This is a genomic window from Pseudomonas sp. C7.1 (genome assembly GCF_056312395.1).
Map to the genome: position 1 here is coordinate 229203 of NZ_JBWDTL010000003.1, position 14101 is coordinate 243303.

11 protein-coding genes and 1 pseudogene are annotated in these 14101 nt (G+C 62.8%); 3 read left to right on the forward strand and 9 right to left on the reverse strand.

Features of this window, described 5'->3' with window-relative positions:
- Positions 1 to 215 precede the first annotated feature (215 nt).
- From AC0T4W_RS04405 to AC0T4W_RS04425, 5 genes and pseudogenes are all read right to left on the reverse strand, one after another.
- On the reverse strand, positions 216 to 1553 hold the full coding sequence (locus tag AC0T4W_RS04405; RefSeq protein ID WP_476316635.1) for a transposase: 1338 nt from the start codon (positions 1551 to 1553) through the stop codon (positions 216 to 218).
- A gap of 163 nt (positions 1554 to 1716) precedes the next feature.
- Entirely contained in the window at positions 1717 to 2058 is a 342-nt protein-coding gene (locus tag AC0T4W_RS04410; RefSeq protein WP_476316637.1) for a zinc ribbon domain-containing protein YjdM, read from the reverse strand.
- A 64-nt stretch (positions 2059 to 2122) separates the two neighbouring features.
- The gene (locus AC0T4W_RS04415) at positions 2123 to 2617 is read right to left on the reverse strand and encodes an LEA/WHy family protein (RefSeq protein ID WP_476316640.1); all 495 of its coding nucleotides are present in this window, start codon (positions 2615 to 2617) and stop codon (positions 2123 to 2125) included.
- Positions 2618 to 2723: 106 nt separating this feature from the next.
- Positions 2724 to 2900, reverse strand: a pseudogene (locus tag AC0T4W_RS04420) (hypothetical protein); the annotation flags it as partial.
- A gap of 89 nt (positions 2901 to 2989) precedes the next feature.
- Positions 2990 to 3277, reverse strand: coding sequence for a hypothetical protein (locus AC0T4W_RS04425; RefSeq protein ID WP_476316643.1), 288 nt, complete (start codon positions 3275 to 3277; stop codon positions 2990 to 2992).
- A 554-nt stretch (positions 3278 to 3831) separates the two neighbouring features.
- Between AC0T4W_RS04425 and putA the strand changes: the two genes are divergently transcribed.
- Entirely contained in the window at positions 3832 to 7773 is a 3942-nt protein-coding gene (gene putA, locus AC0T4W_RS04430) for a trifunctional transcriptional regulator/proline dehydrogenase/L-glutamate gamma-semialdehyde dehydrogenase (RefSeq protein ID WP_476316646.1), read from the forward strand.
- A gap of 629 nt (positions 7774 to 8402) precedes the next feature.
- On the opposite strand, the gene phnE is transcribed toward putA, so the two are convergent.
- From phnE to AC0T4W_RS04450, 4 genes are read right to left on the reverse strand one after another with little or no spacing between them, the layout of a single operon-like run.
- A complete protein-coding gene (gene phnE / locus AC0T4W_RS04435) occupies positions 8403 to 9170 on the reverse strand; it encodes a phosphonate ABC transporter, permease protein PhnE (protein WP_476316649.1) in 768 nt (255 codons plus the stop codon).
- Positions 9167 to 9994 (reverse strand): PhnE/PtxC family ABC transporter permease, encoded by an 828-nt coding sequence (locus AC0T4W_RS04440; RefSeq protein WP_476316652.1) that lies wholly within the window; start codon positions 9992 to 9994, stop codon positions 9167 to 9169. Before AC0T4W_RS04440 ends, phnE begins: the two co-directional genes overlap by 4 nt.
- Entirely contained in the window at positions 9988 to 10785 is a 798-nt protein-coding gene (locus tag AC0T4W_RS04445; RefSeq protein ID WP_476316655.1) for a phosphonate ABC transporter ATP-binding protein, read from the reverse strand. Before AC0T4W_RS04445 ends, AC0T4W_RS04440 begins: the two co-directional genes overlap by 7 nt.
- Positions 10782 to 11633: a putative selenate ABC transporter substrate-binding protein gene (locus AC0T4W_RS04450; protein WP_476316658.1), complete on the reverse strand. Its 852-nt coding sequence runs from the start codon at positions 11631 to 11633 to the stop codon at positions 10782 to 10784. Before AC0T4W_RS04450 ends, AC0T4W_RS04445 begins: the two co-directional genes overlap by 4 nt.
- A gap of 169 nt (positions 11634 to 11802) precedes the next feature.
- Here AC0T4W_RS04450 and selD point away from each other — a divergent pair, with 169 nt between their 5' ends.
- Both selD and mnmH read left to right on the forward strand, forming a co-directional pair.
- A complete protein-coding gene (gene selD, locus AC0T4W_RS04455) occupies positions 11803 to 12837 on the forward strand; it encodes a selenide, water dikinase SelD (protein ID WP_476316661.1) in 1035 nt (344 codons plus the stop codon).
- Positions 12837 to 13943, forward strand: a complete 1107-nt coding sequence (mnmH, locus tag AC0T4W_RS04460) for a tRNA 2-selenouridine(34) synthase MnmH (RefSeq protein ID WP_476316664.1) — start codon at positions 12837 to 12839, stop codon at positions 13941 to 13943. The genes selD and mnmH overlap by 1 nt, the downstream gene beginning before the upstream one ends.
- Positions 13944 to 14101: the final 158 nt, after the last annotated feature.

Consider the following 14101-nt stretch of genomic DNA (forward strand, 5'->3'; position numbering starts at 1 on the left):
GCGGACCCGAGCCCTCCGCGCAGCCTGAAAAATGATCCCTGCCCCCTAGGAGCCTGTCGGACTTAACCCGAAAAGGAATGACAGCGCGGGTTTAGGTCTTTGATTGCTCGGGGTCGTTCTTTCTAAGCATCCGAGTTGACTATCGCGAACCCAGGCGGTCCGTTCGTGCACCTGAGCAGCTGCCTGGACGCGGGTGGGCGTACTTTTCGGCCGCGTTACATCGCGCCTAGCACATGCAAACGCTTGATGTTCCAGGCCATGGTCACCAGGCTCCATTCGCTCTGGGCGTTGGCCAGGCCGCGCATGCTCATCTGCCGCCAGCCCATCACTCGCTTGATGATGCCAAACACCGGTTCGACCGTCTGTTTGCGTAGCTTGTACAGCGCTCGACCTTCTTGCGTGCTCAAGCGGTGGGCCATCTGCTCGACCAGACTGTTCGTCTGCGGTGGCGGCGAGTCGGTAGCAAAGCGCTCTAGCACGGGCGTGTGATGAGACTCGCGTTTGAGCGCCAGCAGCGGCTCGACCTTAGCTTCGTGGCAGGCGCTTACGTTGGCCTGGCTGAAGAAGCCGTTGTCCGCAATCAGGTTTTTCAGCTTGCCTAATTCGGTGGGCAAGTTAGCTATGCACTGCAGCGTAGGAACCACGGCCTGCGTGACATGCTGCGTGATCACCAGCATCGTCTTGACGTCCACCCCGGCTTGAGCGTTGTAGTTCTGTTCGTAGCCACCGCCTGAGACGGGCATGATGCGCGATTCTTCATCGGTCAGATTGACTTGATCGCTGTCTTTGGGGCCCGCTGCGGGCGGCTCTGGATCCTTGCCACGCGGCTTCTTGCCGGCCTTGCGCTGGGCCTCACGCTTGGCCGTCTTGGCCTCGAATTGCTGTTGCTCAATGGCGTGCCGCTCAGCTGCACGTTGCTCGATCTTCGCTTTGGCCTGGGCTATCGCGCTGAGCCGATCTTCGCGTCGGGCAATCTCCGCCGGCACATCCATGCCATCGGGTACTGCGGCGCAGTCGCTGTTTTCGGCCAGCGCCAGCAACTGCTGGACCTCCTGGCGTAACTGCGCCTCGATCTTGTTGGCGTGCGCCCAGGACAAGGCCTTGTGCTTACTGGCGTTGGCCTCGATCTTGGTGCCGTCGAGGGCGATATGACCCAGCTTGAGCAGCTTCATCTCGCGCGCCAGCATCAGCACCTGGACGAACAGCGATTCAACCTGCTGCCGGAAACGTCGACGGAGCGTGGCCAGGGTGTCGTGATCGGGGTGGGTGTTGGCCGCCACATAACGGAACGCTACCGAGTCATAGGTCGCGCGTTCGATCTTGCGGCTGGAGTGCACGCCGTTGGCGTAACCGTAAATCAGCAGCCCCAAGAGCACGGCCGGATGGTGGGCGGCTGAACCCCGCCCCGCATACTGCCCAGTCAGCTCGCTCAAATCGAGTTGCTCGATGACCTCGACCACGAACCGAGCCAAGTGATCCGCCGGCAACCACTCGTTCACCGAAGGCGGCAGTAAATACGCAGTGTCTCGGTCAGCAAGGACAAAACGGCTCATCAGCGGGGCTCTCGATTGCAGAGCCCTGATTGTCGCGAATACTTTCAGCGCAAGGAAGAGTCAGAAAGTCCGACAGGCTCCTAGGTAGTTTTACTGGTGCGCACGCGGCGCATAAAAGAGCCCCAGCTTGTGGCCGGGGCTCTTTTTCTGGCGAATGGCACGTTCAGACTTTGCGCACAAACTCGGATTTCAGCTTCATCGCGCCGATGCCGTCGATTTTGCAGTCGATGTCATGGTCGCCTTCGCACAGACGGATACCCTTGACCTTGGTGCCGGCCTTGACCACCAGGGATGAGCCTTTGACTTTAAGGTCTTTGATCACGGTGACGGTGTCGCCGTCTTGCAGCACGTTACCCACCGAATCCTTGATCACCTTGGCGTCATCTGCCGCGTCGCTCGCGTCAGTGGCCGACCATTCGTGGGCGCATTCCGGGCAGACCAGCATCGCGCCGTCTTCGTAGGTGTATTCGGAGTTGCATTTGGGGCAGGGCGGCAGCGTGCTCACGGCGGGTCCTTGATGGGGCAATAAATAAAGGCCGCATATTGTATAGGGTTTTGTCGGCGTTGGTTTACCGAGCTGCGCCGGGCGCTGGCAGTTGTGGCCAGTTCAGCGTGCCGCGGTCATTGAAGCGCCAGGTGCCGAACAGGCCGTTGGCCAGTTTGCCGCGCAACTCATAGGGCAGGCCTTTGCCATCCTGATAGCCGGACATGCCCCAGGCCTGCCGCAGTGCGGCGTAGGCGGAAAGACTGACGGGTATCCGCAGGATACTTTCGCCATAACGTGGCACTTGCCCACGCTGGTTACTGACACCGCTGAGCAGCGGTTGCTGGTTGACCTGCAACTCCAGGTCTACGCCGTCGAAATCGATGACCTGATCATTGGGGTTCTGTACCCGCAGTTTGATCGCAAAGCGCGCCTCCAGGCCTTCGCCGGGGAGTGGTTCGATACCCACCAACTCGATGCGCAATGGGTCGCGCGGGGCGAAGGAGCTGCAGGCGGCCAGGGTCAGCAGCAGGCTGACGAGCAGGGCGCGGGTGAATGTACGATGAAGGGCGTTGGGCATGCTGGGTTTCCACTGCTGAATAATTACAAAGTAGAAGACCCCGAGAGCGGGGCGATTACGCCGCAGCTGGGCAAATAAGCCTGGCGAAGGTGCTGGCGGGTGCCCGCTAGCTCTGTCTTGGCGTGTTGCCGGCTCGGCGTTTGATCGGCTTGCGCACCGGCTTGTCGCTGCCCGCTACATGCAGGTAGGACATCACGCTTTCGGTCAGCTCGGCGGCCAGTTGCACGGCTTCCTTGTTGCGCGCCATCACGCCGGCGACCAGGCCTTCGATCAGCGCCAGCACCAGGTCGCTTTCTAGCGGAAAGTGACCTGGGTTGTTGAGTGCTTACTTCGACTGCCCAGCGGGCTGGTTAGCCCTGTGGTGGGGCTGCGTTAATCCTCGTTGCCTGCAGCTTCCAGGCTTTGCAGCACCACCTGCTCCAGCGTATTGCTGGCCTCTGGTTGCGTGCCCGCCAGTTGGCTGAGCAGCTGCCACTGTTGATCCAGCTCGCTGTTGATCGCCAGCATGCGCTCGATCATCTTGTGTGCGGTGGCGTTCACGGCGCTGTCCTGGGTATTGAGCAGTTCAAACGACATCGCGGTGATGGCGGCAGTCAGATGAGTGAGGGTGCGCGTGGACAGGCTGAGCAACTCAGTCAGTTGTGCTTCCTTGGCAGTCATGTTGATCTCCTTGTAAATCCTGCTCTGAGCTTAGCGCGACATTGTGGCGGCCGGCTATCCGCTCCATCGCCTGGGAAGTACCGCCGGGCTTTTGCATGCTCTCTGTTTATTGTCCGGTGGCCGGTTGCGCTGATCGAGTGTGCACTCCGTCGGCCACTGCACGCATGTTTGCCTGCTGTGCTTTGCTCAGTTGAGGCGTGTATAAAAGCTGCAGCGCAACCTAATCGGCGTTTTGGTTTTACCTGTCGTCGGAAGCTGCATGTTTTTTAAAACGAGCGTTTTCTTTGAGTGCCCGGCAGTTTTCGCCAGAGCCTTGTCAGTACTGGGCTTGCGTCCTATAACGGCGGGGTTTCGTGTTGCTGAGTGCTGTAGATAATCTCGATTTTGTTTGGTTGCACCTAGTTGCACCTTGCGCCGTCTGAGGTTTAATCTCTCGCCAGATTTTTTGTGACCCGCCACCCATGGTGGCCACCCCTCCGGGGCCGTCGCGGGGCGACGTTAAAAATTGCTCCCGGCGCTTTTTTGCCGTGCACCAGCCCATACAGGACAAACCAATGGCCACCACCACCCTTGGCGTAAAGCTCGATGATGCAACCCGTGATCGCCTCAAGCAGGCCGCGCAGTCAATTGACCGCACGCCCCATTGGCTGATCAAGCAGGCGATCTTCAATTATCTTGAGCAGATCGAGGGTGGTCTGACCCCGGCCGAGCATTCGGGCCTGGCGGCAGTTGCCGGAGAAGAGTCGGTTGATTCGCTTACCGAACAGGGCCTGCAGGTGTTCCTTGATTTTGCCGAAAGCATCCTGCCGCAATCGGTACTGCGTGCCGCGATTACCGGGGCTTATCGCCGTCCGGAAACCGAAGCGGTGCCGATGCTGTTGGAGCAAGCGCGTCTGCCCAAGGACATGGCCGAGGCGAGCAACAAGATGGCCATGGGCATTGCCGAGAAGCTGCGCAACCAGAAGAACGCCGGCGGCCGTCAGGGCCTGGTGCAGGGTTTGCTGCAGGAGTTCTCGCTGTCGTCGCAGGAAGGTGTGGCGCTGATGTGCCTGGCCGAAGCGCTGCTGCGTATTCCTGACAAGGCCACCCGTGACGCGCTGATCCGCGACAAGATCAGCAACGGCAACTGGAGCCAGCACCTGGGCAACAGCCCGTCGATGTTCGTCAACGCTGCCTCCTGGGGCCTGCTGATCACCGGCAAACTGGTGGCCACGCACAACGAAGCCGGCCTGGTGACTTCGCTCAACCGCATTATCGGCAAAGGCGGCGAGCCACTGATCCGCAAGGGCGTGGACATGTCCATGCGTCTGATGGGCGAGCAGTTTGTGACCGGTGAAACCATCGCCGAAGCCCTGGCCAATGCTACCAGCATGGAAAGCAAAGGCTTCCGTTATTCCTACGACATGCTCGGTGAAGCCGCGCTGACTGACGAAGACGCCAAGCGCTACCTGGCGTCCTACGAGCAGGCCATCCATGCCATCGGCAAGGCGTCCCATGGTCGTGGCATTTATGAAGGTCCGGGCATCTCGATCAAGCTTTCGGCCCTGCACCCACGTTACAGCCGCGCCCAGTACGAGCGCGTGATGGACGAGCTGTACCCGATCCTGCTGGGCCTGACCAAACTGGCCAAGCAGTACGACATTGGCCTGAACATCGACGCCGAAGAAGCCGACCGCCTGGAAATCTCCCTCGATCTGCTTGAGCGTCTGTGCTTCGATCCGGCGCTGACCGGCTGGAACGGTATCGGTTTTGTCATTCAGGCCTACCAGAAGCGCTGCCCGTATGTGATCGACTACGTCATCGACCTCGCCAAGCGCAGCCGTCATCGCCTGATGATTCGCCTGGTAAAAGGCGCGTACTGGGACAGCGAGATCAAGCGCGCCCAGGTCGAAGGCCTGGAAGGCTACCCGGTTTACACCCGCAAGCCCTACACCGACATTTCCTACATCGCCTGCGCGCGCAAGCTGCTGGCCGTGCCGGAAGCCATTTACCCGCAGTTCGCCACCCACAACGCCCATTCTCTGTCGGCCATCTATCAGCTGGCCGGGCAGAACTATTACCCCGGTCAGTACGAGTTCCAGTGCCTGCACGGCATGGGCGAGCCGCTGTACGAGCAGGTGGTGGGCAAGGTTGCTGATGGCAAGCTGAACCGTCCGTGCCGCATCTACGCCCCGGTCGGCAGCCATGAAACCCTGCTGGCTTACCTGGTGCGTCGCCTGCTGGAAAACGGCGCGAACACCTCGTTTGTCAACCGCATTGCCGACACCAGTATCTCGATCAAGGAACTGGTGCTCGACCCCGTGCAGCAGATCGAGCAGATGGCTACGCAAGAAGGCGGCCTCGGCCTGCCGCACCCGCGCATTGCCCTGCCGCGTGCGCTGTATGGCGACGCCCGCTTGAACTCCGAAGGCATCGATCTGGCCAACGAACACCGCCTGGGTTCGCTGTCCTCGGCGCTGCTGAGCAGCACCAATACCGCCTACAAGGCCATGCCGCTTCTCGGCTGCGACACCCCTGAGCTGAGCGAAGCGCAGCCGGTACGCAACCCGGCGGACCACCGCGACATCGTCGGCCATGTGCATGAAGCCAGCGAGCAGGATGTGCGCAACGCCGTGCTCTGCGCCGTATCCAGCGGGCAGATCTGGCAGTCGACCCTGCCGGCTGAGCGTGCCGCCGTGCTCGACCGCGCCGCCGACCAGATGGAAGCGGAAATGCAGCAACTGATGGGGCTGCTGGTACGTGAATCTGGCAAGACCTTCGCCAACGCCATCGCCGAAGTGCGCGAGGCGGTGGACTTCCTGCGCTACTACGCGGCGCAGGCGCGCAATCACTTCAGCAACGACAGCCACCGCCCGCTGGGCCCGGTGGTGTGCATCAGTCCGTGGAACTTCCCGCTGGCGATCTTCAGTGGTCAGGTCGCTGCAGCCCTGGCGGCCGGTAACACCGTGCTGGCCAAACCGGCCGAACAAACTCCGCTGATCGCCGCGCAGGCCGTGCGTATTTTGCTTGATGCCGGTGTGCCGAGCGGCGCTGTGCAGCTGCTGCCGGGCCGTGGCGAAACCGTCGGTGCCGGCCTGATCGGTAACGAGCGGGTACGTGGCGTGATGTTTACCGGCTCTACCGAAGTGGCCGGGATTATCCAGCGCAACCTCGCCGGTCGCCTGGATGCCCAGGGCCGCACCATTGTGCTGATCGCCGAAACCGGCGGCCTCAACAGCATGATCGTCGACTCCTCGGCGCTCACCGAGCAGGTGGTGGTTGATGTCGTGGCCTCGGCCTTCGACAGCGCTGGCCAACGCTGCTCGGCCCTGCGCGTATTGTGTGTGCAGGAAGACGTGGCGGACCGGGTGATCAACATGCTCAAGGGCGCCATGGCCGAATACAGCCTGGGCAACCCGGAGCGCCTGAGCACCGATATCGGCCCGGTGATCGACGCTGAGGCCAAGGGCAATATCGACCAGCACATCGAGAAAATGCGCGAGAAGGGCCGCAAGGTATTCCAGACCGCCCGCGCGGTGGGTGACGACATCAAGCGCGGCACCTTTGTGCTGCCAACGCTGATCGAGCTGGACAGCTTCGACGAGATGCAGCGCGAGATCTTTGGCCCGGTATTGCACGTGGTGCGCTACCAGCGTGCGGACCTCGGCAAGTTGCTGCAGCAGATCAACGACAGCGGCTACGGCCTGACCCTCGGCGTGCACACGCGCATCGATGAAACCATCGCCCAGGTGGTCAACACCGCCAAGGTCGGCAACCTGTATGTGAACCGCAATATGGTTGGCGCGGTGGTCGGCGTGCAGCCGTTCGGCGGCGAAGGCCTGTCCGGCACCGGACCGAAAGCTGGCGGCCCGCTGTATATGTACCGCCTGCTGGCAACCCGTCCGCAGGACGCCGTGGCCAAACAGCTACAGCAGGAAAATGGCGAAATCCAGCGTCCTGCGGCGCAAGCCAAAGTGCTTGAGGCGCTGCAGGAGTGGGCGACCAAGCATGAGCCTAGCCTGACTGCCCTGAGCGCGCAGTACGTCGAGCTGGCACAGAGTGGCACCGTGCAGATGCTCAACGGCCCAACCGGCGAGCGCAACAGTTACAGCCTGCTGCCGCGTGAGCATGTGCTGTGTCTGGCCGATGAGCGCAGTGACCTGCTGGTGCAGCTGGCAGCGGCCCTGGCCGTGGGTTGCCAGGTGCTGTGGCAGGAAGGCGAGCTGACCCGCGAGTTGTTTGCCGCACTGCCCAAGGCCGTGCAGCAGCGCATCACAGTGCTGAGCCAGTGGAGCGAAAGTGACACTACGTTTGACGCCATCCTGCACCACGGTGACTCCGATCAGCTGCGCGAAGTCTGCCAACTGGCCGCTCAGCGCCCTGGCGCGATCATCGGCGTGCATGGCTTGCACAAAGGCGAGACGGACATTCCGCTGGAGCGCCTGCTGATTGAGCACGCCCTGAGCATCAACACCGCAGCGGCTGGTGGTAACGCCAGCCTGATGACCATCGGCTGACAGATTTAACGAGCATCCTGCCCCGCTGGTTCGCCAGCTGGGGCAGTTGGCAACACCGGCTTACCGCCACCTCCTGGCACCTTGTCCAGGTGTCTGATGCTGCACTGCAGCGCCCGTCGTACATCCGGCAACGGAGGGCTACCCGCCCGGTACGATGGGTTTCTTCCCCTCTGGCATTTCGATGCGCTGCGCTCGCCTACCCGGCGGCGCAGGAACGGAGCTACCCGCTCCGTTCCACATCGGCCGCCCGCGTTACTTCCCTCTGCTCTAGATGTTCAACCCTGCGAAATCCTGCAAGAGCCACTAATCGTAGGATGGCGTTGAGCGCAGCGATACCCATCGGTGGCTTATGCCTGTACCTGTTGCTGGGGCGAATATCGCTGATGGGTTACGGCACGCTGGTTCGGTTAACGGCAGGTCAATCTGTTTGTGCCTAACCCATCCTACGGTCTAATCGTAGGATGGCGTTGAGCGCAGCGATACCCATCGCGCGACTTATGTCTGTACCCGTTGCTGGGGCGAATATCGCTGATGGGTTACGGCACGTTTGTTCGGTTAACGGCAGGTCAATCTGTTTGTGCCTAACCCATCCTACGGTCTGCCGCAGTCAGCTCAGGCGTGGCCAGAATTCAGGCGCGAATCCAGCGCTGCCGGCTCCAGCTGCTCAGCGCATCGACGCCAAATACCAGCAGCAACATGGCGATGATCACCGTGCTTGCCTGAGGCTCCTGAAACAGGCTGAGGCTGACGTAGAGCATCTGCCCCAGGCCGCCAGCGCCGACAAAGCCAAGCACGCTGGCCATGCGGATATTGTTTTCCCAGCGGTACAGGCAGTAGGCCAATAGCTGTGGCCACAGGTTGGGCAGGGTGCCATAACAGAACGCCGCGACCTGGCTGCCGCCCTGCAGGCGAATCGCCTCGGCCGGTGCGGTGGGGGTATTTTCCAGCGCCTCGGCAAACAGCCGGCCGAGTACGCCGGCAGTGTGCAGGGCCAGGGCCAGGGTGCCGGCATTCGGGCCAAGACCGGCGGCCAGCACCATCAGCGCGGCCCACACCAATTCTGGGATCGCGCGCAGGGCATTCAGCAGCAAACGTGCGGCGCTCTGCAGCGGCCAGCCAAAGCGCCCGGCAGCTGGCAAGGCCAGCAACAGGCCGAACACCGCCGCGAGCAAGGTGCCGAGGGCTGACATGGCCAGGGTTTCCATTGCGCCACGGCTGATGGCCGTCAGGTGCTCGGCGCTCAGGTCAGGGCTGAGAAAACGCTGCACGTAGCCGGCCATCTGCCCCAGGCTGTCGCCGCCGATTAGCGCGCCGAGGTCGATGCCCAGGTAAATAAACGAGGCGATTACCGCCGCGCCGATGCCGAGCAGCAACACCAAGTTGATCAGCCGATTCATGCCAGCCTCCCGCGCAGCACGCGGCTTAGCTGGTCGGCCAGCAACACCAGCAGCAGAAAGGTCAGCAGCATGCTGGCCACTTCACCACCGGCGAACATGCGCATCGACAGGTCGATCTGCTGGCCCAGGCCGCCGGCGCCGACGAAGCCCATCACCACCGAGGCGCGGATCGCGCATTCCCAGCGGTACACCGTGTAGGAGGTCAGCTCCGCAGCCGCATTCGGCAGGATGCCGTAGACGAACGCTGCTAGCCGACCGCTGCCGGATTGCAGCAGGGCGTGGGCCGGGCGCTGGTCGACCGACTCGAAGATTTCCGCATAGACCTTGCCGAGCATGCCGCTGTAGGTGATGGCGATGGCCAGCACCCCTGCGGTAGGGCCGAGGCCAACGGCGCGGACGAACAGTAGCGCCCAGACGATTTCCGGCACGCTGCGCAGGAATATCAGCAGCCCGCGCACCGGCCAGCGCAGCAACTGCGCCAGCGGCTTCGGTCGACCACCACGGGACGCGGCGGACAGCGACAGCGCGCGGCTGGCCAGCAGGCTGGCCGGAATCGCCAACAGCAGCGCCAGGGCCATGCCGGCGGTGGCGATGGCCAGGGTTTGCAGGGTGGCGTCGAGCAGTAACTGCAAAAAGTCCGCGTCATGGGTCGGCGGCCAGAAGGCGGCGACAAAGCGGCCCATTTCGCTCTGGCTGTCGGCTTGCAGCAGCACGCCCAGGTCCAGCTCGCTGAGCTGAATGCCCGGCCACAGCAGGGCCAGCGCCAGCAGGGTCAGTAGCAGGCGAGGCAGAGCGGCGGGATCGCGGGTGTCGCGGCTTAGCATCGTGGGATCTGCAGGCTCAGGGTTACGCTGGGCGCGGGCGGCGAAAGCAGTTGCTCGTTGGCATACAGCGCGTCGAGCTGCGCCTGATCGACTTCGCCAGCAGGACGGTCGAAGAGAATCTGCCCGTCACGCAGGCCGATGATGCGCGGGAAGTGCGCCAGGGCCAGTTCTACCGCATGCAGGCTGGCGACCAGGGTGACGCCATGGGTTTCGGCATACCTGCACAACACATTCAGGGTGTGCTCGGCCAGCACCGGGTCCATGGCCGATACCGGCTCATCGGCTAGTAGTAGTTCCGGCGCCTGGTACAGCACGCGGGCGATGCCGACGCGCTGCAACTGGCCACCGGAAAGCTGCTGACACTGGGCGAACAGCTTGTCGGCCAGGTCCAGCTTGGCCAACTCACGGCGAGCGCCAGGGATGTCCAGCGGGTGCAACAGATTCAGCAGGCTCTTGCCCAACCCCCACTGGCCAAGTTTGCCGGCCAGTACCGCCGTGACGACGCGCTGGCGTGCCGGCAGTGGCGGCGCTTGATGCACCAGACCGATGCGTGCACGCAGGCGTTGACGCTGGCGGCCGGACAGTTGCCAGGGCTGCTCACCGAGCACCTGAATCTCGCCGCAACTGGGTTGCAGGGCAGTGGCCAGCAGGTTGAGCAGGCTCGACTTGCCAGCCCCGGACGGGCCGATGATGGCGACGCGCTCACCAGCGGCAATATGCAAGTCCACGCCGCGTAGGGCGTGGACTCCGTTGCCGTGGCTGAGGCTGGCGCCGGACAGGCGCAGGGTCATTTCAGCAGGTCAGCGGCGCGCGCAGCGTCCTCGATGCCCTTGTAGTTTTCAGGCGAGGTTTCGATAAAGCGGCTGGCGGCCTGCAGATCGAGGATCGCCTTGTGTTCCGGGTTGGCTGGGTCGAGGGCGAGGAAGGCGGCTTTGATCTTCTCAGCCAAGGCCTGGTCGAGGGTGCCACGCACGGTCCAGTTGTAGTCGAAGTACGTCGGGGTGGTGGCGAACACTTTGACCTTGTTGCTATCGACCTTACCGCTGGCAACCAGCTTGTCCCACACGCTGGCGTTGAGCACGCCGCCATCCACCTTGCCGGCCTGCACCCAGGCAGCAGTCGCATCGTGCGCGCCAGAGTAGCCGACGCGGCTGAAGTGGCTTTCCGGCTTGATGCCGTCCTGCAGCATGAAATAGCGCGGCATCAGGCTGCCGGAGGTGGACGAGACCGAGCCGAAGGCAAAGGTCTTGCCCTTGAGGTCGGCCAGGGAGGTCACGTCCGGGTTGGCGGTGATGAACTTGCTGGTGAACTGCGCATCCTGCTCGCGTTGTACCAACGGAATGGCGTTGCCGGTTTTCAGACGCACCTGCACGAAGGTGAAGCCGCCGAGCCAGGCCAGGTCCAGGCGGTCGGTGGCCAGGGCCTCGACCACGGCTGGGTAGTCGGCGACCGGGGTGAACTCGACCTTCATGCCCAGTTGCTGCTCTAGGTAGGCACCCAGCGGTTTGAATTTGCGCAGCAGTTCGGTCGGCGCTTCATCCGGGATGGCACTGACACGTAGCACTTCGGCGGCTTGGGTCAGGCTGGTAGACAGGCACAGGGCAAAGCCGGCGGCGAGCGCCAGGGTACGTTTGAGCATGAAGATTCTCCGGGTCAATAGCGGAAAAGGTTCTAAATGGCAGGCCAGCGAACAGGCGGACTGCGCGTAGTCAGTGTGGTTGACGTGGCGCGATTATATGGAGCGCCGCGCTAAAGGCCAGCTTTGCTAGAATCCGCGCCTGTTTTCCGATTTGCCGAGAGCCTGACCGATGAGCGAGCCGATTCGTTTGACCCAGTACAGCCACGGTGCCGGTTGCGGCTGCAAGATTTCGCCCAAGGTGCTGGAGGTGATCCTCGCTGGCAGCGGCGCGCAGAACCTCGACCCCAAGCTGTGGGTCGGCAATGCCTCGCGTGACGATGCGGCGGTGTATGCCCTGGACGACGAGCGCGGGGTGGTGTCGACCACCGACTTCTTTATGCCCATTGTCGATGACCCGTACGACTTCGGCCGCATCGCCGCCACCAATGCCATCAGCGACATCTACGCTATGGGCGGCGACCCGCTGATGGCCATCGCCATTCTCGGCTGGCCGGTCAACCTGCTGCCGCCGGATGTGGCCCGTGAAGTGATTCGCGGCGGCCGCGCCGTATGTGATGAGGCGGGCATTCCCCTGGCCGGCGGGCATTCTATCGACGCCCCGGAGCCGATCTTCGGCCTGGCCGTCACCGGCGTGGTGCTCAAGCGCCATATGAAACGCAACGACACCGCCACGGCCGGCTGCCAGCTGTACCTCTCCAAGCCGCTGGGCATCGGCATCCTCACCACTGCTGAGAAAAAGGCCAAGCTGCGCCCCGAAGACGTTGGCCTGGCCCGCGACTGGATGTGCACCCTGAACAAGCCCGGTTCGCGCTTCGGTAAATTGGCCGGGGTTACTGCGATGACCGACGTCACCGGCTTCGGCCTGCTCGGCCATCTGTTGGAAATGGCCGATGGCGCAGGTCTGACTGCGCAGCTCGATTACGCCGCCGTGCCGCGTTTGCCGGGGGTCGACTACTACCTAGCCGAGGGCTGCGTGCCGGGCGGCACCCTGCGCAACTTTGACAGCTATGGCGAGAAGATCGCGCCCATCAGCGATGAGCAGCGCGACCTGCTGTGCGATCCGCAAACCAGCGGCGGCCTGCTGATTGCCGTCACCCCTGATGGCGAAGCGGAGTTCCTCGCGGTGGCCGCCGAGCTGGGCCTGAACCTCGCGCCCATTGGCCGTCTGGTTGAGCGACAGAGCTACGCGGTAGAGGTGCTGTGATGCGCGACAACACCGCCGACTACCGCGAGATCTTCCTCAATGATGTGCCGATGATGGACGCCCGCGCCCCGGTCGAGTTCAGCAAGGGCGCCTTCCCCGGCGTGCTCAACCTGCCGCTGATGGATGACAGCGAACGCCAGCGGGTCGGCACCTGCTACAAGCAGCATGGCCAGGATGCCGCCATCGCGCTTGGCCACCAACTGGTCAGCGGCCAGGTCAAGGCCGAGCGGGTTGCGGCCTGGGCGGCGTTCGCCAGGGCCAATCCGCACGGCTATCTGTACTGCTTTCGCGGTGGCCTGCGCTCGCAGATCACCCAGCAGTGGCTGGCCGAAGCAGGCATCGACTACCCACGGGTGATCGGCGGCTACAAAGCGATGCGCACCTTCCTGCTGGAAACCACCGAGCAGGCGATTAACGAGTGCGATTTCGTCATCCTCGGCGGCCTCACCGGCACCGGTAAAACCGACGTGCTGGTGCAGCTGAATAACAGCCTGGACCTGGAAGGCCACGCGAATCACCGGGGCTCCAGCTTCGGCAAACGCGCCAGCGGCCAGCCGGCGCAGATCGACTTCGAAAACCACCTGGCCATCGACCTGCTCAAACAGCGCGCCCGTGGCATCGAGCAGTTTGTGTTGGAAGACGAAGGCCGCATGGTCGGCAGCTGCACCGTGCCGCTGGCGCTGTACCAGGGCATGCAGCAATACCCGCTGGTGTGGTTGGAGGATGCCTTCGAGGACCGCGTCGAGCGCATCCTGCGTGATTATGTGGTCAACCTGTGCGCCGAATTTATCGCCCTGCACGGTGAGGAAGAAGGCTTTCGGCTCTACGCCGAACGCCTGCTGCAAAGCCTGAGCAACATCCAGAAGCGCCTGGGTGGTGAGCGTTACCAGCGCTTGCTGGCCACCATGCAAACGGCGTTGGACGAGCAGCAAAGTGGCGCGGTTGCGCTGCACCGCGACTGGATCGCCGGGCTGCTGCGCGAGTACTACGACCCGATGTACGCCTACCAACGCGAGAGCAAAGCGGCGCGTATCGAATTTGCCGGCGACCAGGCGGCGGTAATCGCCTACCTGATGCAGCGCAAGGCGAACCGCCAGGCAGGTTGAGCCAACCTACGGTGCGTTCGATTCAATGACAGGCGGCTGTATCGGGACGCATGCCGAGGTACCGTATGGCCAGCTGTACCCTGCCATCCCAGCCAAAACTGAATACAATCTGCGCCAGACTATCCCGAGCCATAAATATGGCTGCATCGAACAAGGAT

Excerpts from the sequence above, each read along its gene's own strand:
- AC0T4W_RS04405 (WP_476316635.1), bottom strand. The coding sequence starts at position 1,553 with ATGAGCCGTTTTGTCCTTGCTGACCGAGACACTGCGTATTTACTGCCG.
- AC0T4W_RS04415 (WP_476316640.1), bottom strand. The coding sequence starts at position 2,617 with ATGCCCAACGCCCTTCATCGTACATTCACCCGCGCCCTGCTCGTCAGC.
- AC0T4W_RS04425 (WP_476316643.1), bottom strand. The coding sequence starts at position 3,277 with ATGACTGCCAAGGAAGCACAACTGACTGAGTTGCTCAGCCTGTCCACG.
- putA (WP_476316646.1), top strand. The coding sequence starts at position 3,832 with ATGGCCACCACCACCCTTGGCGTAAAGCTCGATGATGCAACCCGTGAT.
- phnE (WP_476316649.1), bottom strand. The coding sequence starts at position 9,170 with ATGAATCGGCTGATCAACTTGGTGTTGCTGCTCGGCATCGGCGCGGCG.
- AC0T4W_RS04440 (WP_476316652.1), bottom strand. The coding sequence starts at position 9,994 with ATGCTAAGCCGCGACACCCGCGATCCCGCCGCTCTGCCTCGCCTGCTA.
- AC0T4W_RS04445 (WP_476316655.1), bottom strand. The coding sequence starts at position 10,785 with ATGACCCTGCGCCTGTCCGGCGCCAGCCTCAGCCACGGCAACGGAGTC.
- AC0T4W_RS04450 (WP_476316658.1), bottom strand. The coding sequence starts at position 11,633 with ATGCTCAAACGTACCCTGGCGCTCGCCGCCGGCTTTGCCCTGTGCCTG.
- selD (WP_476316661.1), top strand. The coding sequence starts at position 11,803 with ATGAGCGAGCCGATTCGTTTGACCCAGTACAGCCACGGTGCCGGTTGC.
- mnmH (WP_476316664.1), top strand. The coding sequence starts at position 12,837 with ATGCGCGACAACACCGCCGACTACCGCGAGATCTTCCTCAATGATGTG.